General features: G+C 70.2%; 18 protein-coding genes, 1 tRNA gene and 1 riboswitch. Of the genes, 6 read left to right on the top strand and 13 right to left on the bottom strand.

The genetic code is table 11. From position 1 onward, the window contains the following. Positions 1–152 precede the first annotated feature (152 nt). The 3 genes from OOK41_RS02140 (at position 153) to OOK41_RS02130 (ending at position 3,701) form a co-directional block, all read left to right on the top strand. Positions 153–1,469, top strand: a complete 1,317-nt coding sequence (locus tag OOK41_RS02140) for a hemolysin family protein (protein WP_266262731.1) — start codon at positions 153–155, stop codon at positions 1,467–1,469. Continuing rightward, the gene (locus OOK41_RS02135) at positions 1,462–2,463 is read left to right on the top strand and encodes a hemolysin family protein (protein WP_266262729.1); all 1,002 of its coding nucleotides are present in this window, start codon (positions 1,462–1,464) and stop codon (positions 2,461–2,463) included. Before OOK41_RS02140 ends, OOK41_RS02135 begins: the two co-directional genes overlap by 8 nt. 218 nt (positions 2,464–2,681) lie before the next feature. Next, positions 2,682–3,701: a C40 family peptidase gene (locus OOK41_RS02130; protein WP_266262727.1), complete on the top strand. Its 1,020-nt coding sequence runs from the start codon at positions 2,682–2,684 to the stop codon at positions 3,699–3,701. A 162-nt stretch (positions 3,702–3,863) separates the two neighbouring features. Here the strand turns inward: OOK41_RS02130 and OOK41_RS02125 are convergent, their stop codons facing one another. Then, positions 3,864–5,855 (bottom strand): N-acetylmuramoyl-L-alanine amidase, encoded by a 1,992-nt coding sequence (locus OOK41_RS02125; RefSeq protein ID WP_266262725.1) that lies wholly within the window; start codon positions 5,853–5,855, stop codon positions 3,864–3,866. Positions 5,856–6,067: 212 nt separating this feature from the next. Beyond that, positions 6,068–6,208: riboswitch (cyclic di-AMP (ydaO/yuaA leader) on the top strand. A 66-nt stretch (positions 6,209–6,274) separates the two neighbouring features. On the opposite strand from OOK41_RS02125, the gene OOK41_RS02120 reads away from it, so the two are divergent. Continuing rightward, positions 6,275–7,261 (top strand): NlpC/P60 family protein, encoded by a 987-nt coding sequence (locus OOK41_RS02120; protein WP_266262723.1) that lies wholly within the window; start codon positions 6,275–6,277, stop codon positions 7,259–7,261. Between the two features lie 55 nt (positions 7,262–7,316). Here OOK41_RS02120 and dcd read toward each other — a convergent pair whose 3' ends face one another. Then, complete coding sequence (gene dcd, locus OOK41_RS02115; protein ID WP_117668115.1) at positions 7,317–7,895, bottom strand: dCTP deaminase; 579 nt, start codon at positions 7,893–7,895, stop codon at positions 7,317–7,319. A 99-nt stretch (positions 7,896–7,994) separates the two neighbouring features. On the opposite strand from dcd, the gene OOK41_RS02110 reads away from it, so the two are divergent. Further along, positions 7,995–8,552 carry a pyridoxamine 5'-phosphate oxidase family protein gene (locus tag OOK41_RS02110; protein ID WP_266262721.1) on the top strand — a complete coding sequence of 186 codons (558 nt, stop codon included), beginning with the start codon at positions 7,995–7,997 and terminating at the stop codon, positions 8,550–8,552. A 72-nt stretch (positions 8,553–8,624) separates the two neighbouring features. Here OOK41_RS02110 and OOK41_RS02105 read toward each other — a convergent pair whose 3' ends face one another. Beyond that, a complete protein-coding gene (locus tag OOK41_RS02105) occupies positions 8,625–9,608 on the bottom strand; it encodes a zinc metalloprotease (protein WP_266262719.1) in 984 nt (327 codons plus the stop codon). 287 nt (positions 9,609–9,895) lie between these two features. Here OOK41_RS02105 and OOK41_RS02100 point away from each other — a divergent pair. Then, a tRNA-Gly gene (locus OOK41_RS02100) sits at positions 9,896–9,969 on the top strand. 113 nt (positions 9,970–10,082) lie between these two features. On the opposite strand, the gene OOK41_RS02095 is transcribed toward OOK41_RS02100, so the two are convergent. From OOK41_RS02095 to OOK41_RS02050, 10 genes are all read right to left on the bottom strand, one after another. Then, on the bottom strand, positions 10,083–10,601 hold the full coding sequence (locus tag OOK41_RS02095; RefSeq protein ID WP_266262717.1) for a hypothetical protein: 519 nt from the start codon (positions 10,599–10,601) through the stop codon (positions 10,083–10,085). 495 nt (positions 10,602–11,096) lie between these two features. Then, positions 11,097–12,257, bottom strand: coding sequence for a tyrosine-type recombinase/integrase (locus OOK41_RS02090; RefSeq protein WP_266262715.1), 1,161 nt, complete (start codon positions 12,255–12,257; stop codon positions 11,097–11,099). Beyond that, a complete protein-coding gene (locus tag OOK41_RS02085; RefSeq protein ID WP_266267710.1) occupies positions 12,146–12,463 on the bottom strand; it encodes an excisionase family DNA-binding protein in 318 nt (105 codons plus the stop codon). Before OOK41_RS02085 ends, OOK41_RS02090 begins: the two co-directional genes overlap by 112 nt. Further along, positions 12,456–14,219, bottom strand: coding sequence for a replication initiator (locus OOK41_RS02080; protein ID WP_266262713.1), 1,764 nt, complete (start codon positions 14,217–14,219; stop codon positions 12,456–12,458). The genes OOK41_RS02085 and OOK41_RS02080 overlap by 8 nt, the downstream gene beginning before the upstream one ends. Before the next feature lie 69 nt (positions 14,220–14,288). Beyond that, positions 14,289–14,867, bottom strand: coding sequence for a DUF2637 domain-containing protein (locus OOK41_RS02075; protein WP_266262711.1), 579 nt, complete (start codon positions 14,865–14,867; stop codon positions 14,289–14,291). Continuing rightward, entirely contained in the window at positions 14,864–15,055 is a 192-nt protein-coding gene (locus OOK41_RS02070) for a hypothetical protein (protein ID WP_266262710.1), read from the bottom strand. Before OOK41_RS02070 ends, OOK41_RS02075 begins: the two co-directional genes overlap by 4 nt. Positions 15,056–15,060: 5 nt before the next feature. After that, positions 15,061–15,315: a hypothetical protein gene (locus tag OOK41_RS02065; RefSeq protein ID WP_266262708.1), complete on the bottom strand. Its 255-nt coding sequence runs from the start codon at positions 15,313–15,315 to the stop codon at positions 15,061–15,063. After that, positions 15,312–16,931 (bottom strand): FtsK/SpoIIIE domain-containing protein, encoded by a 1,620-nt coding sequence (locus OOK41_RS02060; protein WP_266262706.1) that lies wholly within the window; start codon positions 16,929–16,931, stop codon positions 15,312–15,314. Before OOK41_RS02060 ends, OOK41_RS02065 begins: the two co-directional genes overlap by 4 nt. 276 nt (positions 16,932–17,207) lie before the next feature. Continuing rightward, complete coding sequence (locus OOK41_RS02055; RefSeq protein WP_266262704.1) at positions 17,208–17,606, bottom strand: transcriptional regulator; 399 nt, start codon at positions 17,604–17,606, stop codon at positions 17,208–17,210. A 189-nt stretch (positions 17,607–17,795) separates the two neighbouring features. Continuing rightward, positions 17,796–19,079, bottom strand: coding sequence for a hypothetical protein (locus tag OOK41_RS02050; RefSeq protein WP_266262702.1), 1,284 nt, complete (start codon positions 19,077–19,079; stop codon positions 17,796–17,798). Positions 19,080–19,088 lie beyond the last annotated feature (9 nt).

The following is a 19,088-nucleotide window of genomic DNA, read 5'->3' as shown; positions in this document are numbered from 1 at the left end:
GACGGTGGCGGTCGCCACGACGGGCGCGGCGGTGGCGACGATCAGGGGGCCGGCGACGGGCCGGCGGCGACTGCGCGTGGTCGTGTGCGACGCGGCCGGTCGTGGAACAATCGCGCCGAGGTGAACCGATCATCGACAGTCCTCTTGTTACCATGGTGTTGCCCCTGGTCGGCTTCGTGCTGCTGACGGCGGGTAACGCGTTCTTCGTCGCGGCCGAGTTCGCCCTGGTCACCGTGGACCGGCCGGAGATCGACCGGCGCGCCGCGGCCGGGGACGGCGGGGCGGCCACGGTCCGCCACGCGCTGCACGAACTCTCCTTCCAGCTCTCCGGGGCGCAGCTCGGCATCACCATCACCGCCCTGCTCACCGGGTACCTGGCCGAGCCGGCGCTGGCCCGCCTGTTCACCCCGCTGCTGCACCCGCTGGGGGCGTCCGCCGACCGGTTCACCCCGTTCCTGGCCCTCGCCCTGGCGACCCTGCTCTCCATGCTCTTCGGCGAGCTGGTGCCGAAGAACCTGGCGCTGGCCCGGCCGATGCCCGCCGCGCTGGCCACCGCCCCGGGGATGCGCGGCTTCTCCCGCACGTTCGGGTGGCTGATCAGAGGGCTGAACAACTCGGCGAACACGCTGGTCCGACGCCTCGGGGTGGAGCCGCAGGAGGAACTGGCCAGTGCCCGGTCCCCGGAGGAGCTGGGCCTGCTCGCGGTGATCTCGGCCCAGGCCGGCGCGCTCCCCCCGGACACCGCGATGCTGCTACGGCGCACCATCCGCTTCGGCGACAAGCGGGCCGCCGAGGCGATGACCCCCCGGGTGGACGTGATCGCGCTACGCGCCACGGCCAGCGTGGCCGAGCTGCTCACCCTCGCCCAGCAGACCGGCCGGACCCGGTTCCCGGTCTTCGAGGAGACCCTCGACCTGGTCACCGGCGTCGCGGCGGTGCCGGACGCGCTGGGCGTCCCGCTCGCCCGCCGGGCCGGCGCCAGCGTCGCGTCGGTCGCCCGGGAGCCGGTGTACGTGCCGGAGAGCCTCGACCTCGACGGCGTCCTCTCGGCGCTCAAGGCGGCCGGCTCGGACCTGGCGATCGTGGTGGACGAGTACGGCGGGACCGACGGCGTGGTGACCATGGAGGACCTGGTGGAGGAGCTGGTCGGAGAGATCGCCGACGAGTTCGACCCGGCTGCGGTCGACGACGTCGGGCCGGTCGAGCTGACCGTGCCGGGCGGCGAGCGGACCGCCCTGGTCGACGGGGTGCTGCGCGAGGACGAACTGGCCGAGCAGACCGGCTTCCGGCTGCCCGAGGGCCCGTACGAGACCCTCGCCGGCTTCCTGATGGCCCGGCTCGGGCACATCCCGGTGGCCGGGGAGACGGTCGAGGAGAGCGGGTACGAGTTCACCGTGGTCGAGGTGGAGCGGCACCGCATCGAGCAGGTGCGGGTGGTCCGCCCGGAGGAGCCCGGCGACGATGCTTGAGCTGTCGGTGACCGTGCTGCTGCTGCTCGGCAACGCCTTCTTCGTCGGCAGCGAGTTCGCGCTCATCGCGTCCCGGCGGACCGTGATCGAGCCGCTCGCGGCGACGTCGAAGCGGGCCCGGTGGGCGCTGTCGGCGATGAACCAGATCCCGCTGATGATCGCCGGGGCGCAGCTCGGCATCACGGTCTGCTCGCTGGGCCTCGGCGCGATCGCCGAACCGGCGCTGGCACACCTGCTGGAGACGCCATTCCACGCGCTGGCGCTGCCGGCCGGGGCGGTGCACCCGGTGGCCTTCCTGATCGCCCTCGGCGTGGTGGTCTTCCTGCACACCGTCGTCGGCGAGATGGTGCCGAAGAACATCACCCTCGCCGGGCCGGAGCCGGCGGCGCTCTGGCTGGGCCCGGCGATGCTCGCGTTCTGCACGGCGACCAAACCGCTGCTGCTGGCGATGAAGTGGGCGGCGCGGCAGGTGCTGGGGCTGTGGCGGGTCGAGGCGACGGACGCGGTCAAGACGGTCTTCACCGCCGAGGAACTGGCCGGGCTGGTGGCCCAGGCCCGCACGGAGGGGCTGCTCGACGCGGAGGAGCACGCCCGGATCACCGGCGCGCTCGCGCTGCACAGCCGCACCGCCGCGGACGCCCTGCAACCGTGGTCGACGGTGACCACGGTGGCCGAGGACGTCTCGCCGGCCTCGCTGGAGGTGCTGGCCACCCGCACCGGCCGGTCCCGGTTCCCGGTGGTGCAGCGGGCCACCCGCCGGGTGCTCGGCTTCGTGCACGTCAAGGACGTCCTCGGGTACGCCGGGGCGGACCGCCGTGCGCCGGTGCCCGCCGAGGTGTACCACCCGCTGGCCGTGGTCCCGCCGGACCGTACGCTGGCCGACCTGCTGCTGGCGATGCGCCGCGAGCGGCGGCACATGGTCCTGGTCAGCGACGGGCGCCTGCCGCTGGGCGTGGTGACCCTCGACGACGTGTTGACGGCCATCGTCGGCTGAGCGCCCCGGCCGGCCGGCCGGCTCGGCACGGCCCGGGCCCGCCGTCGCGCCGCGACCCACACCCGTTGTGTGCGAACGGTTGTCGGGGCGTGACGGTGGGCCGCCCCGCCTTGATTCCCCGCGCGGGCCTCCCTTAATGTGGGGCGCTGACCGCTGTGGGTCGTCTGCCTCGATCTTCCCTCTCGCGAGGCGCCCGGCGGTCGGTTGCGAAGGAGTCGGTGCCGGTGGCAACCATGCCCCCCCATCGTCATGTCCTGGGCCGGTCACCTGCTCGTCCGGGTGGCGCCCGCCGATTCGTACGCCGTTTACTCACCCTGGTCGCGGCGGTCGCCGTGGGGGTCGGAACGCTGACCGCGCCCGCGTACGCCGAGCCCTCGGTCGACGAGATCGAGGCGCAGATCGACAAGCAGTGGGAGCAGCTCGAACCCACCATCGAGCAGTACAACAAGGTGCGCTCCCAGCTCAAGGTGAACAAGCAGAAGTCGGCGGAGCTGGAGAAGAAGATCGAGCCGCTCGCGCTCGAGACCGAGCTGGCGATGAACCGGGTCGGTGACCTCGCCGCCCGCTACTACATCTCCGGCCCGTCGCAGGACCTCGGCGCGCTGCTGGTCAGCACCAAGCCGGGGACGCTCGCCGAGCAGCTCACCATGCTGGACCGGCTGGCCTCGGAGGAGCGCCGTCAGTTGCAGGGCGTGCTCGCCATCCGGGCCAAGTACGACGGGCAGAAGCTGAAGCTGGACACGCTGATCGTCGCCCAGGAGAAGCAGACCAAGGAACTGGCGGCCAAGAAGACGCAGATCAACACCGAGATCAAGCGGTTGCAGTCGTCGATGCCGAAGACCGTGGTGCCCGCCGCCAACGGCTGCCCGACGATCAAGGGCGTGGTCAGCTCGGCCGCCCGTACCGCGATCAAGACCGCCTGCGCCCAGGTCGGCGACCCGTACGTCTGGGGGGCGACCGGCCCGAACTCGTTCGACTGCTCCGGCCTGACCCAGTACGCGTACCGGGCGGCCGGGATCTCGCTGACCCACTTCACCGGCGCGCAGTGGAACGAGGGCCGAGCCATCCCGCGCTCGGAGGCCCGCCCCGGTGACCTGGTGTTCTTCTTCAGCGACCTGCACCACGTCGGCCTGTACCTGGGCAACGACCTGATGGTGCACGCGCCCCGGGCCGGCAAGCCGGTCAACGTGAGCAGCATCAACACCATGCCGGTCGCCGGCTTCCGCCGACCCGGCTGACGCCGCGCGCGGCCCCGGTCCGGGCCGCGCAGCCGGTATCCCGGCGCGGTCCCCGCGAAGGCCGCCCGGACCCGGTGCCGCGCGAGCCGCGGTACCTGAGCACCGTCCACGCGAAGGCCCCCGGTCACCCGACCGGGGGCCTTCGTCGTGCCGTGGGGACCGTCAGCGGGGCGCGCCCAGCGGGGACGGCACCAGGTCCACGTCGGCGCGGTCGACGTACATGATCCGGTGGCCGAACTGGATCTGCACGTACTGCTTCTCACCCCGGATCACCGTCCAGTCACCGGGGGCCGAGCCGTCGAACGTGGCGGCCCGGTAGTACTCGCCGGGCAGCACGTTGCCGACGGCGTACCGCTGGCCGGCGGAGAGGGTGTACTGCAACGGCGAGATCGGCTGGTACGGCACGCCTGCCGGGTACGCCGCCTCCTCCGGGTACGCCCGGCCGTACACCGGGATCGTCGCCTTCCCGGCCTTCGGGGTGGCCACCAGGCCGACGGTCCACGCTGCGGTGGGCGCGGACGCCGGGTTGTGGAACCACGCCTTCTGCCCGAGGTACCAGATCGCCGTCCAGTCGCCCTCACGGCCGGCCAGGGCGTACGTCTGCCCGGACGAGGCGCGGGCGCCGTGGTCGGAGACGGCCATCGTGGCCGGCGAGCCGTCCGGACGCAGGGCGATGTCGTTGACCAGCGGCGCGTCGGCGCGCGGCGCGGCACGCAGCACCACCGCCGAGGAGCCGCGCGAGGGGCACGGCACGCCCGCCGTCACACAGCCGGTGAACGCCGGCCGGTTGGTGGCGAAGTCCGGGTCGATCCGCACCATGCCGGTCAGCGGGGTGCCGGTGTTGAGCTCCGGCGCGCGCAGCAGGTCGAAGTAGTGCGACCAGTCCCAGTACGGGCCCGGGTCCCAGTGCATGCCCCGCACGTTCGCCGCGACGGTGCCGGGGACGTTGTCGTGGCCGATGATGTGCTGCCGGTCCAGCGGGACGCCGTACCGCAGCGCGAGGTACCGGACCAGCTTCGACGAGGTGCGGTACATCGCCTCGGTGTACCAGGTGCCCTGGGCGGCGAAGCCCTCGTGCTCCAGCCCGATCGACTTGGCGTTGACGTACCAGTTGCCGGCGTGCCAGGCCACGTCCTTGGTCTTCACGTGCTGGGCGATGTGCCCGTCCACCGAGCGCAGCGTGTAGTGCCAGCTCACGTAGGTCGGGTCCTGGACCATGTTGACCGTGCCCGCGTAGCTGCCCTCGGTGTCGTGGATGAGGATGTACTCGACCTTCTGCCGCTTCGGCCGGTCGGACAGGTCGTGGTTGCCGTAGTCGCCGGGGTCGGCACCGAGCGACTGGTACGGCGCGGGGATCCACTCGCAGGAGATGGTCGACGGGCACTCCAGGCCGTCGGGGCGCTCCGGCAGGCGCAGGCCGAGCCGGTCCAGCCAGGACTTCTCCGGGGTCACCGCGCGGGCGGCGAGGGTCACCCGCTGCCCGTCGTCGGTCACCCGGCTCTCGCCCTCGGCGATGGTGCCGAAGACCTCGTCGGCGAAGGCCGCCGCCGCGTCGGCGCCGTCCGCGCCGGCGTACCGGGCCACCGCGCCGTACCAGGCCGCCGGGTCGGTGCCGGCCCCGACCGGGGCGCCGATCTGCCGCTGGTACGACGCGAGCAGCGCCGCCCCGCCCCGGATGTTCGTCGACGCGTCGGTGCGCAGGGTCGCCTCGTCGGCCCCGGTGAGGGTGGCGGCGGCGTCCAGGGTCTGCAACGACGCCGCGGTCGGGGCCTCGTCGGCCGGGGGCTGGGCGGCGGCCGGGGCCGGGCGGGAGTCGTCCCCGCGCGGGTCCTCGTCGCCGGAGTCGTGATGGGTGCCGGCGGGCAGGCCGGTCACGTACTCGGCGTCGGTGAGGTGCATCGGCCCGTAGCCCCCGCTGGTGCTGGGGGTGCCGGCGTTGGTGTCCCACCGGGACTGTAGGTAGGAGACGCCGAGCAGGACGCTCTCCGGCACGCCGTACTCGGCGGCGGCGTCGGCGTACTGCTGCTGGCGGTCGGGGGTCTGGCCGGCCGCGGCCGGGGCGGCCGCGGTACCGAGGGGCACGAGGGCCGTGGCGGCGGCCACGGCGGCACCGAGCAGGATCCGTCTGCTCGACGACACGACGGAACGGGGCATCGAACCTCCTGAGTGGATGTTGATGAGGTCACCCTCCCGCCGTCGTCTCCCCGCGTCAATAGCTTTCCATGAAGCGCCTTGATGTGAAGGAAACTTCCGTATCGTGGCACGGTACGTCGTGTCACGGCCCGGCGGGTTGCGGATCGATAACGGCGATCTCTACTCTGGTCAATCGTCGACCGGAAGCTGCACCGCCCAGCCGGGGCGGTGACGGTCCGACACCGCCGAGTCGCCTCCGGGCGAGCCGGGGACCCAGGTACGCCGGGGTGAATCCGCAGCGCCGCTGCGGTAGGGCGCTCTCCCTTCCCGCCCGAACCCGTCAGCTAACCCGGTAGGCGGTCAGGGAAGAAGGAGAACGGAGCCCGGTGGCACACCATGCCCCGCGGCACCCGTCACGCCGGTCGGCACAGGCCGACCGCATGCCGGCTGCGCCGCGCCCACGCTGGTCACGCTTCACCACCGCCCTCGCCGCTCTGGCCGGCATCGCCGTCGTCCTGACCGGCACCGCGACCGCGGCCCACGCCGATCCCTCGGTCGCCGAGATCGAGCGGCAGATCGACCAGGACTGGAACAAGCTCGAACCGCTCATCGAGCGGCACAACGCCACCCGCCAGGACCTCGCCCGCAAGCGCCGGCAGGCCGACGCGCTCGCCAAGCAGATCGGGCCGCTGCAACGCCGGGTCGACGAGGCGATGGACAAGGTCAGCGGCCTCGCCGTCGAGGCGTACAAGAGTGAGAACCTCTCGGCGGTGAACGCGCTGCTCGGCAGCCGCTCGCCCGGTCAGATGATGGGGCAGTTGGAGCTGCTCGACCAGTTCGCCGAGCGCCAGCAGCGCGACGTCCGGGCGGTGATCGACCTCCGCGACGAACTGGACGCGAAGAAGAAGCCGCTGGACGAGATGGTCGCCCAGCTCACCCGCGCCGAGGCGCAGCTCGCCGCCAAGCGCAAGCAGATCAACACCGAGATCGACCGGCTGCAGAAGCTGCGGCTCAAGGTGTACGGCAACGGTGGCGGCGGCCCGCTGCGGCCCGCCCCCTGCCCGGCTGCCTACCCGGGCGGCGGCGCGGGGGTCGCGGTGAAGTTCGCCTGCGCCCAGATCGGCAAGCCCTACGTCTGGGGCGCCGAGGGCCCCAACTCGTACGACTGCTCGGGCCTGATGCTCGCGGCCTGGGCGAAGGCCGGCGTGTCGCTGCCGCACAACGCGGCCCAGCAGCGGTCGGTGACCGCCCGGGTGAGCCGCGCCGACCTGCGCCCCGGCGACCTCGTCTTCTACTACGCCGACCTGCACCACGTCGGCATGTACGTCGGCGGCGGGTGGGTGGTGCACGCCTCCCAGGCCGGCCAGCCGGTCAAGATGAAGCGGGTCGACGACGGTCAGATCAACAGCTACGGACGCCCCGGCTGAGCGGAAGGGGCCCGTTCCGACGACGGGACGGGCCCCGTCCGCCGCACCTGCGGCGTCAGCGGGTGGGCCAGGTGCGCCAGTTCCGCCAGGAGCGACTCGGGGTCGGGCCGCGCTGGCCCTGGTACCGCGAGCCGTACACCGCCGACCCGTACGGGTGCTCGGCCGGCGAGGAGAGCCGGAAGATGCAGAGCTGACCGATCTTCATGCCCGGCCAGAGCGTGATCGGCAGATTCGCCACGTTGGACAGCTCCAGCGTGACGTGGCCGGAGAAGCCCGGGTCGATGAACCCGGCCGTGGAGTGGGTGAGCAGCCCGAGCCGGCCCAGGCTCGACTTGCCCTCCAGTCGGCCCGCGAGCTGGTCGCCGAGCGAGATCACCTCCAGCGTCGAGGCGAGCACGAACTCGCCCGGGTGCAGCACGAACGGCTCGCCGTCGGGCACCTCGATCATGGAGGTCAGGTCGTCCTGCTGCACCGACGGGTCGATGTGCGTGTAGAGATGGTTGTTGAAGACCCGGAAGAGCTTGTCCAGGCGTACGTCGATGCTCGACGGCTGCACCAGGGTGGGCTCGAACGGCTCCAGCGCGAGCGTGCCAGCCTTCAGCTCGCTGACGAGATCGCGGTCGGAGAGCAGCATCGCCACACCATAGCGACCCTGCTCGGCGGGCCTGTCATCGCCTGCGGCGTCCGGCGTGCCGCGCTCGCCTGTCGTACACGTGTTCGATAGAATGTCCACATGGCTTCCTGGTCCGAATTCGCCGCTGACGAGCCACGACTCGCCGGCGGGATCCGCCTCCTCATGCAGCAGTACGGGCCGGGCTTCGGCTACCTGGCCACCGTCCGCGCCGACGGTGGGCCCCGGGTGCACCCGGTCTCCCCGGTGATCACCGACGACGGCCTCTTCTGCTTCATCGTCGACTCGCCGAAGCGGCGCGACCTCGAACGCGACGGCCGCTACGCGCTGCACTCCTTCCCGCCGGAGGACAGCGACGACGAGGCGTACGTGGCGGGGCATGCGTGGCCGGTGACCGACCAGGCCCGGGTGGCCCGGCTCGCCGAGTTGGGGCGGGCCGCCCCGCAGGTGGACTGGCGGCTGTTCGAGTTCACCGTCGACGTGGCGATGCTCGCCCGGCACGGCCAGGGCGGCGCCGTCTTCCCTGGCGAGGGCCCGGGGCGGCCGGCCGTGCAGGTGTGGCTCGACCCCCGGGCCGGCGGCGCGGGTGGCGCCCCGGTGGGCGTACCGGATCAGGGGCCGACCCGGCATGCCCGCGGCGCCCACCGCGCGGCGGCCTGACCCCCCGACGACGCCGGTGCCGGCCCCGTCGGAGGACGGAGCCGGCACCGGAGGGTCAGGAACAGGGGTACGTCAGGCCGCGCGGTACGCGTTCCACGCGGTCAGCATCCGGCTCGCCTGCCCGGTGGTGAACTGGTGCATGCACGAGTCGTAGGTGTAGTCCATGAAGTTGGTGATCGGGTCCAGGCCGGTCGCGGTGCAGGTGTCCCGCCCGGTCGGGCACTGGTACGCCGGCGAGGCCTCCGCCGGGGTGTCGCTCACGCCGTCGCCCGAGCCGGAGCAGCCACCCTGGAAGGTGTGGTAAAGGTTCAGCCAGTGGCCGATCTCGTGGGTGCCGGTGTCGCCCTGGTTGTAGTTGGTGGCGGTGCCGCCCGGCAGCGACTCGCTCAGCACGACGACGCCGTCCATCTTGTCCAGCGCCTTCTTCGGGAAGGTCGCCCAGCCGAGCAGGCCGTCGCTCAGCTCGCCGAGGTACATGTTCAGGGTGTTCTTGCCGCCCTCACGCAGCGAGGTCTTCATCGAGCGCTCGGCCGACGAGCCCGACACGATCGGGTACCACGCCGGGTTGGTGACCCGGTTGATCTTCTGGAGCTGGAAGCTGAAGGCGGTCGCCGCGCCGCCGGTGGCACCGCTGTAGGCCTGGTTCAGCACGGTGATCTGCGAGGTGATCAGCGAGTCCGGGATGTTGCCGCCGGCCCGGGTGCTGTTCTCCTGGATGACGTGCACGACGACCGGGATGGTGACGGTGGCGAGCGTGCCGGCGCCGGCGCCGGCCCGGTAGTTGGCCCGCTCGCGCAGGGCGCTCGACAGGTCGGCCTCGCGCTCGCGGACCTGCGCGACGGTCAGCTCGTTGGGTTCGTGCTTGGCGTGCGCGCCGGCCTTGACCCGGGCGTCGGAGTGCACGTCGGCCGGCTCGGCGCAGCTCTCCGCAGGGGCGGCGGAGAAGGCCGATGCGGCCGGAACGACGCCCACGGCGGCGGTGCTGAGCAGGAGCGCGAGGGTCGTCGACGCGACGCCGGCGGTACGCCGGGTCAGCAGGTTGGGACGGAGTCCCATGGGCCCACCTCTTTCTGGCGGCACGACAGGGGGTGTGTCGCGCCATGGCTGGAACGTGCGCCAGACGTTACAACTGATCGAGGGATTTGAGAATGGCTATATATTGCCTACGTGGAACTTCTACGGCTCATCGATGGGCCGGGGATCGCGGGGCGACGGTGAGGGCGGCCACGGACCGGATGGCGGTGCGGGCGGCGGCGCCGGCCCGGCGCGGCTGCCGGTCGGTGGCGCGCGATGGGGGTACCTGGATGCACCCGGTGACGCCGTCGGGTACAGTGGTGCCGCCTGCGGGTGTAGTTCAATGGCAGAACATCAGCTTCCCAAGCTGACAGTGCGGGTTCGATTCCCGTCACCCGCTCCAGCACGAAGGCCCTGCTCAGGACGCGAGTCCCGAGCCAGGGCCTTCGAGGTTTCAAGATCAATGATCATGCGGCGTGCCATTGGCGTGCCATTAGCTCACCGAGCGGCTCACTGCTACGCCGTGAGCAGGTTGACCAGTGCTGCCATGTGAGGGACGCGCTCACGGTGCTGCCGGGCCTGAAGCACGAGGTTCGCCACGACGAGTGCCGGGTCTGATTCCGGTGCATCGATCTTGAGGTTGCGCCTGATCCAGGGGGCAACCTCGCTCCAACGGTAGAAGGATGTGCCGTCACGAGCTGGGTTGACGGGTGGTGGAAAGGTGCCGGGACCGCGTTCCCCCGTGGTGTATCGCCGCACCGATTCCCGGCTCTGACCGATGCGGTCCGCTATGTCGGCCAGGGTCAGCAGATCTTGGTCTGCGATGCGGAGCGCCACCAGGCCGACGCCATCAAGTTCGCGTACCGCGGATGCGATCGCGTCTGCCATGGTTTCCGCCTCCCGATCGAACTCGCCAATCGGGAGGCCGTTTTCTGAGCCGAACGCGGCATCATCACAGCCAGCGGCGAACAGAGCATCCAGTTCATCATCGGCTGGCTCCCGATCCAGCACCACCGTGAACACGTGTGTTGTCATCGCCTACCTCCCTCCGGCCTCAGATTGCTGCAGTTGGTCACGCTGAAGGCAAGGGGTGGGTGTGGTTCCGAGTGAAACGCTCGATCTGCTTTGCATGGGTGCCCGCGTCCTGTGGCGTGGTCCAGACGCCGCGGCTGGTGGAACAGTGCTGGCAAACTACCTTCCCCCACCGGTGGCCCCGATGAATCTCGTCCACGATGAGGCCGACATCCTCAGCTCGGCAAAGCGCATCGGAGATCTCCTTCTTCGGGTGTCGTCCCCGACTTACCATTCTTCGCTCCTTGACGCATGTGACGTTGCTCTTCGTGCATTCGGGTGCCTCCGCATATAGAAATTTATTCACGATCAACTCGGCGCCATGTAGTTGGTTGTATATGCGCCAAGCCGGTAGCTACGGGGGTACCTCCCGTGGCTCGGCGCCTTCTGCCAAAGGGCTACCCGCCGAGGTGGTGCAATAGTACACCGGCCGGTGCGGTAGTGCACCGGCCCGGGTGCTCAGTCGCCTGCCGTGCTCTTGGCCCTTCCTTCCTTTTTCTTGGATTTCTTCTTAGAAGACCCCCTCTTCTTAGGTCTTGCCTGGCTTGTGCTCATTGCCTCGTTCAATGCCAGGGCGATGGCCCGGCCAGCTTCCGCCGTCGCGTGCTGGTAGATCAGCGCGGCCTGCGGTGAGTCGTGACCCATCCGGGCCATCAGGTCGCGAGTGCTCGCCCCGGTCCGGGCGGCGAGGGTGTTCCCGGTGTGCCGCAGGTCGTGGAAGTGCAGGTTCGGCTGTCCGATTCGGGACACGCTCGCCTTCCAGGCGATGAGCTTGTTCAGGTTGCCCCGCCAGATCGGGCGCCCACTCTCGGTGGTGAAGACGAACGCGTCAGGGTTGTCGTCGACCTCGGCCGCCAGGTGGTCACGGACGACCTCGACGACCGCCGGGGGCAGGGTGACCGTGCGTCGGCCGGCCCGGGACTTCGGCGGCCCGAGCACCAGGCCGACCCCACGCTGTTCGGTGTACGCCTGCCTGATCCGGATCGTGCCGGCCGCTGGGTCGACGTCCTGCCGTTGCAGTGCGGACACCTCGCCCCAGCGCAGGCACCCGAAGGCGGTCACCAGGACCAGGGCGCGGTACCGGGGCGGCACGATGTCGGCCAGCTTGAAGACCTGGGCCAGCGTGAGCACCGGCCGTTCCGCGGCCTTCTCCTGGTCGGCACCGGGTATCTGGCACGGGTTCCGGGTCAGGATCTGGTCTTCCTTGACCGCCGTCATCAGCACCGCGCGCAGCAGCCGGTACGCCTTGGCCGCCATGCTCACCGAGACGCCGTTGCCGAGCAGTTTCGCCCGCCAGTCGCGAACCATCGGCGTGTCCAGCCGGCCCAACTCGGTCCCGCCGAGGTGCGGGACGATGTGCTTTTCCAGGAGCCAGCCGTACAGGTGGACGGTCCGGGGTCGCAGGTTCGGCCGCTGTTCGATCCACCGCCGTGCGTAGTCGTCGAGCTTCACCTTGGCCAAGTCCGGGTCGACCCACTCCCGCCGCACCATCTGTGCCTCGACGAGCGTCAGGTACCGGTCGGCGTCCGACTTCCGGCTGAACGTCTCCGGCGCGTTCCGCATCCGACCGTCCGGCCCCGGGTACCGCGCCTGGTACCGCCCGGACGGCAGCTTGCGCACGTTGCCGAACCGCCGGTGCCCTTCCTTGTTCGCCAGCAGGCCACCCGCTGAAGGTCACGCCACACCCCGGAGGAGGTCAGCGGTTCCACCCGCCCGGATTCGACGTGCGCAGCGAGGTCAGCGGCCTTGATTCGGACGCTGCGCCCGAGCTTGTGGAACGGGATACGCCGTTCGGCGACCAGGCGGCGCACGTAGCGCTCACTCATGTTGATCCGGGCCGCTGCCTGCTCGATCGTAAGGACCTCGTCCAACTTGATCTTCCTCCCCGTCGTGCTGTGGTGCGATGTGCTGAGTTGCCGAAAGGTCAGCCGGTCCCTGCTCGGCCCGGTCCTTCGCGGCGAGTAGTTCGGTGCGCCAGCGGGCGCGTTCGCTGGTCGAGCGCATGAGCCGGTAGGACAGCGGGCCGACGTCGGCGTCGTCGGGTCGGGCGAGTTCCCAGGCGTGCCGGGCCCGTTCGGCGGTGGCGCCCTGGTCGTCGACGAGCTGCCCGGGGTCGCCGGCCGCACCGCTGGCGGTGGCGCTGTCGGTGGTGACGCCGAGCAGTGCGCGTACCCAGGCGCGTACGTCGTGTTTGTGGTCGGCGAGGGTCTTGCCGGACCAGTCGCGGGAGATGAGGATGCGTCGGCCGCCGATGCCGAGGGTGTCGCGTTGGTGGACCTTGCCCTTGCAGCGGCCCGGCTTGAGCTTGGCGTTGGCCTTGCGGGGTTGGATGCCGTAGAGCAGCCAGTTGGCGCACCGGTCGGTGCAGGGGGTAACTCGCAGTGCGCGCCAGAGCCGGTCGAGGTGGGCGCGTTGCCGGTCGGTGGTCGCCTTGTGGCAGTCGCCGGTGTGCTTGGTGATGTACTTCGTGACGTACCGGATGGTTCGTTCGGCGTCTTCGGTGCCGGGCATGACGCCGCGGGCGTCGACCTGGGTGCCGAAGCGGACGACGTGTACGGGTTCGGCGTCGGGGTTGTCGTCGATGGCGTCGAGGGCTTCGTTCCAGGTGGTCAGCGGGTGACGGGTGTCCGGGTCGACCCACGCCGCCGCCTGTTCGTCCCAGACCGGGGGCCGGTCGGCGGTGTACCGCTGGACGTCGACGGACGGCCACCACACTTGGTGGTAGGTGGCGGCGGCGACGGTGCGCAGGGTGTCGCGGGGGATGGTGCCCCGGATGGCGAAGTGTGCGTGTGGGGCGAGTCTGCGTTGGGGTTCGACGCAGCCGGCGTACTGGACGTTCCATCCCTCGCAGCGGCGTAGGTTCTGCCAGAACCGGTCGAGCAGGCGGGGGAAGTGGACGGCGTCCCAGGCGGCGCGGCGGTAGTCGTAGCGGTCGGGGTTGACGGGGGTGCCGTCGGGGCGGACCGGCCCGTACGAGTCGAGGGTGAGGGTGAGCCACATCGACGGCCGGTAGGTGGAGCCGTCGGGGGCGGTGTAGGTGCGGCCGACGGTGCGCGCTTCGACCTTGCGCCGGGGCAGGTCGGGTGCGTCCTGCCGCCGCTTCGTGGAGCGCTTGCGGCGGCGGCTGGTGTCGTCGTCGCTCTGGTCGTCGTCGGTGCTCGTGTGGGGTGGGCCGACGCGCCCGCGCAGGCCCTCGGCGGCGATGGCTTCCTCTACCTCGCGGATGGCCTCGTCGAGGTCGGCGACCTGGTCCCACTGGCAGGCGCGGGATGCCTCGTCGCGGGAGAACTGCAGGTGTGCGCGGAACAGGATCAGGGACTTCTGCGCTTCGGTGGCGGGTTGCGGGCCGGGTATGGGTTCGTCGTCGCGGTGCCAGCCCTCGCGGATCTGGGCCTGTCGCAGCCGGCGGTTCTTCTTCGCGCACGGTGGGCACTTGTCCTCGCGGGTCGCGCCGCAGGGCAGGTCGATGACCTCGGTCAGGCCGGTGTCGAGGTCGGTGCGGCGCATGGCGAGGGGGCGGACGCAGACGCCGTACTCGATGGCGATCTGCTTGAGCACGTCAACGGAGCGGGGCAGCGCCATGCGGGCCGCCCGCGACCCCGGCCGGGGAGTGGCAGCCGGGGTCGGGGCAGGCGGGCAGGGTCGCAGCCGTCATCGGATGATCCCGACGACGTGCGGCCGGTTCGACTGGACGACGCCACGCGGAGGCGGCATCACCGCCGGGGCGGAGATGGCGGCCGGGGCCGGGACGGCCGGCGGCACGGGGTCGGCTGGACGCTTCGGTTCGGGGTCGGGGGTGGTCTGCTCGGGTACGTCGTCCCAGTCGATCGGGGGTTGGTCGGGTTCGGGTGCGGGCGGCAGGGCGGGGGTGTTGGACAGGACGACCTTGACCAGGGCGAGGAACGCCAGGGACGGCACGGCGGCCACGGTCCAGCCCCACACGGACGGTTCGGCTTCGGCGACCTGGGCGGCGAGGGACAGCAGCGCGAACGCGACGAGCAGTGAGGCGACCAGGCCGACCGGGCGGCGGGCGCGGCGGCGGGCGCGTAGTTCGAGGCCGAGGTAGATGGCCATGAGTTCGACGGCTACGGCGTTGGCCCAGCCGATCCAGTCGGGTTGGCCGTGGGTGACGGACAGGTCGTGGACGTGGGTGAAGGCGGCGGCGCCGGCCATGGTGCCGATGGCGAGCAGGATGACCAGGCGTACGGCGGTTTCGGTGCGTTCGGTCATCGCCACTCCTGCAAGGGCTTCTCGCGGATGGTGAGGTCGATGCGGATGCGCCGGTCGGCCATGTCGGGGCGGCGGCTGACCATGTGCGCCAGGCCGTGCAGGGCGGCGGCGGTCTGGTCGGCGGGGCCGACGAGGCGGATGCGCAGCGGACGCCGGAGCCGGTTGACGATGCGGACGAGGGTGTACACGGCGGTTACCTCCGGGCAGGTCGGATGTCAGTGCGGATGTAGTCGGGAGGGGTGCCGAGGGTGGCGACGGCTTCGGAGAGGCAGCGCCACAGCGCCCACGCCTCGTCCGGGGTGAGGGACATCCGTCGCCGGCCCGCGCCAACGGCCAGGTGGACCGGGTACGGGTCGGGCCATTGCGGGTCGACGCGGACGGAGACGGCGGTGACCGGGTCGGGGGTGCGCAGCCGGTAGAACCGGCGGCCGTTCGGCGTGGCGGTCATCGCGGTTCACTCCCGCCGTCGGGGTCGAGGAGGTTGCGCAGGGCGTCGGGCAGCAGCGGCCCGGACGGCTTGCGGGGCAGCGGCGGGCGCACCGGTTCCGGGGTCGACTCGCGGTCGACCTGGGCGAGGATGTCCGCCGCATCAGCCGGGGCCGGATACCGCCGGGCAAGGTCGCGAATGTCGTCGTCGCTGACGTAGGAGAAGCGGACCCGCAGGGGTTCGGGGGTGCCGTCGAGGATCACGTACCCGACGCCCTTGGCCCATCGCGGCATCTGATCGGCCAGGGCGCCCCGGTTGCGGGCACCGTCGCCGAGGACCATGTCCACCTGTGCCGCTTCGGTGAGGCCGAGCGCGATGCGGGTCGGGAACAGGTCCCGGAACGGCAGCACCTCTTTGCGCGGGTCCTGCAACGCGGCCACCACCAGGACGCCGACGCCGGCACCCTGCGACAGCAGCAGCCCCAGCGACGACGCGATCCGCCTACGCAGGTCGACATCTTGCAGGTACGCCGTCAGCGCGGCCATTTCGTCGATGACGACCACGACCAGGGGGTCGGCTTCGGTCGGGGTGTGGACCCGGACGGTTCCGGCGAGCCGGGTCTGACGTTCCCGCATCACGGTCACGGCCTCGTCGAGGAGGTCGGCCATGGCCTCGAACGAGGTGCCGGCGAACCGGGCGAACAGGGGCCGGCCCATGGCGAACTCCATCCCGCCCTTGGGGTCGATCACCCACAGCCGGACCAAGCCCGAGGTGATGCCCCCGGCCAGCGCCCGCACCAGCGACCACAGCACCGAACCCTTGCCGGAGCGGGTGGCCCCGCCAATGAGCACGTGCGTGGCCAGCAGGCACAGCGACCAGGTCTGTAGGTCCTCCCGCCGAGCCAGCGGCAGCGCGGTGAAGTCGGGCACCGGCGGGGCGTCGAACGGCGGCACGACCGGCCGCAGCGCGTCAGTACGGACGAGCACCAGGTACACCAGCGTCGGGCGGTCCCGGAACCGCACCCGGTCCACCCAGCCCAGCAGCAACGCCCAGTAGCCGGTACGGGTCGGCGGGGCGTCGGGCCGCTCGGAGTAGACCCGGGCGTGCCGCCGGCCGAAGGCGTACGCGAGGTTCGCCGTCACCTTCTGGAAGTCGGCCGGGGTCTGCCCCCGCACCATGCGCACGGTCAGCACGTCGAGCGCCTGATCCGACCGCACCCGCAGCAACTCCGGCAGGACCGGCCGATGGTCGTACGTCTCGGCGAGGCCGCAGAGGGTCATGGCCTCGTGCCACGCCCGCCGATACACGAACACGTGCCGGAATCGGCCGAGCAGCGGCCCCGCGCACCACCGCCACCAGGACGCCTCATCGCGCCACCGCCACAGCGCCGACACCGCCGAGGACAGCACCAGCGGCACGACCACGCCCGCCCAACCGTGCTCGGCGTAGAGGACGACGGCGGCCACGGCCAGGCCCACGGTGACCGGGTGACGCAGGCACCACCAGCAGAACCGGGCCAGCCAGCGCAGCACCAGGCCGAGCACGACCAACCACATCGGCAGGACGAACCGCTTCGGCCGGATCACCAGCAGATCCCCGGCCGACGTCATGATCACCTCACCGCGCGGCTGGCGCATCATCGCCCACCTCGCAGGGACACGAACCGGCCCGACGCATCCCGCACCGGAGGGAACGGAAGAACGAGCTGCCCGACGCAACCGGCACACCGACCGTCGGCACCCGCGGCCGAGTCGAACCGGGACTGACACACACCACACCGCGCCTGAACGGGGGCAGCCGAACGCCTACGCTTGGACACGTCACTACCTCTCTCGACAGAGCAGGGGAAAGAGACACAGGGGGCGGGGCTGCCGTCCGCCAAGACCTGACAGCCCCGCCCCCACCCGATACGGCTACGCCGCCTTCTGCTTGCCGGCCACGCCCGCCGGGGCGCGCATCCCGGTCGCCCGCAGCGAGTACGCCATCCGACCGGTGTTCGACACGTACGGCGTCACCGTCATGCCCTCGAACTCCACCGCCTCGAACGGCGCACCCGTCGGCGGCACCGGCTGGTGGTCCGCCGAGATCTTGACCGTCGTCTCCCGCGAGCGCTTGCCAAGCTCCGGGTCCAGGTCCATCACGCGGACCTGCCACACCCGCTGGCCGGTCAGCTTGTCCTTCGCCGGGCTACGCCGGCCGGTCTTCTCGTCGTAGTCCTCGACCTCACCCAGGGACTCGGGGACCAGGGCGCACCCCGCCGGGAACACGTCCTCACAACGCACGGCGAACCTCGTACCGCCACGCAGAGCCATCGCTCAACCTCCAGGTCGTTGGCATGTCTGCCAAGTTGAGACTCCAAGGTAGACGGCACTTGGCAGACAAGTCAACAACCTGGAGGTTAGGCGTCGACCCAAGTCCCACGGGCGCTTCCGCCTCATGGCTCCACCGGAGCTTCAGCCCGCAGTAGCGGCCTCCCCGGTGGTAACAGAGTGACGAACTACCTAAGAGGGCGAAGTCTTAAGCACCTTGACAAACCTGGGCATATAGGAAGACGTCACCCTGACGTCAGGAGGAAGCCAAGGGCGAAGCTCGGGCGTTAGCTCAAGGAGCCTTCTCTCAACGTGCCTCCAAGAGCCCTTCCCGAGGACCTCCGTCGCACAGAGGCAACCATTTGCATGTGCAGGGTCGGAATCGAGGCGAGCGCGTATGCAGCAGAAGGCATCATTGCTTACGTCCGCTCGTACCAAGTACCATCGACCACCGCGCTCGTCTGCCGGAAGTCCGAATGCCACAGCGGGCTCCTGCGGGAGAAAAAGTCGTTCTCCATCATGACGAATCATGAAGAGTCGATCAACCAGCTCGACAACGTCTGGATTTGGTCGGTTTGCCGCAAGCCAGGACATGGCTTCCAACTTGCTTCCGGGACCCCAGACATATTCGGAAGGAAGTCGCGTTGCAGCGTATCGGGCATCGAAGTGGAGTAGGTCTGGATCGTGGAAAGATCCTTTTAATAGGACCCACAGCCAGTCCGGGTCGTCAAATTCTGAGAAGTTCGCGTAACCCGCGCTCGTTCGCACACCCGGACGGTCCCACCCTATTGCTAGGACATCGCGACGGATGGGGGCCGGATAGATCCGACCTCCAGGGGTAGGAATGCCCCATAGCTGATTAACGAACTCAGCAATGTCTCGAATGCCTAGCGTGGCATCAACTGGCGAAAGGATGTGATAGGAAGAGGCGTGTGAAAGACGATTTCTCATTCGAGCGACCAACCTTTCTTTTCCCCTCGCGCGCTGCCCACGAAGGAGCCCCTCAGCACGCGCCCATCGCATCAGGCCATCAAGAGTCCCGTTGAATGCTATCGGGCCATTCGCCGTCTCTACTTTTACGAAGCCCTCACTCCTTATTTGCTGATGCACGGCATCGTAACTCTTTACTGCGATCGTTGATGTAGTCCCGTCGCGTCGGACTAGTCGCGCTCGCCGAGAGTTGAAGAACTCCACGAATCTTGCCCGCAAAACCGGCTCGTACATCATCAACGCAGAGTCAGCAACGTCGGTGAACTGCTCGTAATCGACAACGCCGAACAGGTATTTCTGCCTTAGTCGCTCAAATCTCTTTCGCAGATCGTTCGGCACTGCGGCCCTAATCTCAGCTGATTCAATCGACGACCTGTGGATTTCGAGCGCAGCGTCAGGATCGAGCTTGCCGCTCGTGTAAAGCCCATAGGGAGTGACTCGCAAAGAGCGTTCGTCTGCTTGCGAGAAGTCGAAGAACTGACCCACTGTGGCTCC

Origin of the sequence: Micromonospora sp. NBC_01655 (assembly GCF_026339755.1) — a bacterium.
Lineage (GTDB): Bacteria > Actinomycetota > Actinomycetes > Mycobacteriales > Micromonosporaceae > Micromonospora.
Note: the sequence above shows the minus strand (reverse complement) of the source record. Positions and strands in the feature narration are given on the sequence as shown.

Excerpts from the sequence above, each read along its gene's own strand:
- OOK41_RS02140 (WP_266262731.1), top strand. The coding sequence starts at position 153 with ATGGTGTTGCCCCTGGTCGGCTTCGTGCTGCTGACGGCGGGTAACGCG.
- OOK41_RS02135 (WP_266262729.1), top strand. The coding sequence starts at position 1,462 with ATGCTTGAGCTGTCGGTGACCGTGCTGCTGCTGCTCGGCAACGCCTTC.
- OOK41_RS02125 (WP_266262725.1), bottom strand. The coding sequence starts at position 5,855 with ATGCCCCGTTCCGTCGTGTCGTCGAGCAGACGGATCCTGCTCGGTGCC.
- OOK41_RS02120 (WP_266262723.1), top strand. The coding sequence starts at position 6,275 with ATGCCGGCTGCGCCGCGCCCACGCTGGTCACGCTTCACCACCGCCCTC.
- dcd (WP_117668115.1), bottom strand. The coding sequence starts at position 7,895 with ATGCTGCTCTCCGACCGCGATCTCGTCAGCGAGCTGAAGGCTGGCACG.
- OOK41_RS02110 (WP_266262721.1), top strand. The coding sequence starts at position 7,995 with ATGGCTTCCTGGTCCGAATTCGCCGCTGACGAGCCACGACTCGCCGGC.
- OOK41_RS02105 (WP_266262719.1), bottom strand. The coding sequence starts at position 9,608 with ATGGGACTCCGTCCCAACCTGCTGACCCGGCGTACCGCCGGCGTCGCG.
- OOK41_RS02095 (WP_266262717.1), bottom strand. The coding sequence starts at position 10,601 with ATGACAACACACGTGTTCACGGTGGTGCTGGATCGGGAGCCAGCCGAT.
- OOK41_RS02085 (WP_266267710.1), bottom strand. The coding sequence starts at position 12,463 with ATGAGTGAGCGCTACGTGCGCCGCCTGGTCGCCGAACGGCGTATCCCG.
- OOK41_RS02080 (WP_266262713.1), bottom strand. The coding sequence starts at position 14,219 with ATGGCGCTGCCCCGCTCCGTTGACGTGCTCAAGCAGATCGCCATCGAG.
- OOK41_RS02075 (WP_266262711.1), bottom strand. The coding sequence starts at position 14,867 with ATGACCGAACGCACCGAAACCGCCGTACGCCTGGTCATCCTGCTCGCC.
- OOK41_RS02065 (WP_266262708.1), bottom strand. The coding sequence starts at position 15,315 with ATGACCGCCACGCCGAACGGCCGCCGGTTCTACCGGCTGCGCACCCCC.
- OOK41_RS02060 (WP_266262706.1), bottom strand. The coding sequence starts at position 16,931 with ATGCGCCAGCCGCGCGGTGAGGTGATCATGACGTCGGCCGGGGATCTG.
- OOK41_RS02055 (WP_266262704.1), bottom strand. The coding sequence starts at position 17,606 with ATGGCTCTGCGTGGCGGTACGAGGTTCGCCGTGCGTTGTGAGGACGTG.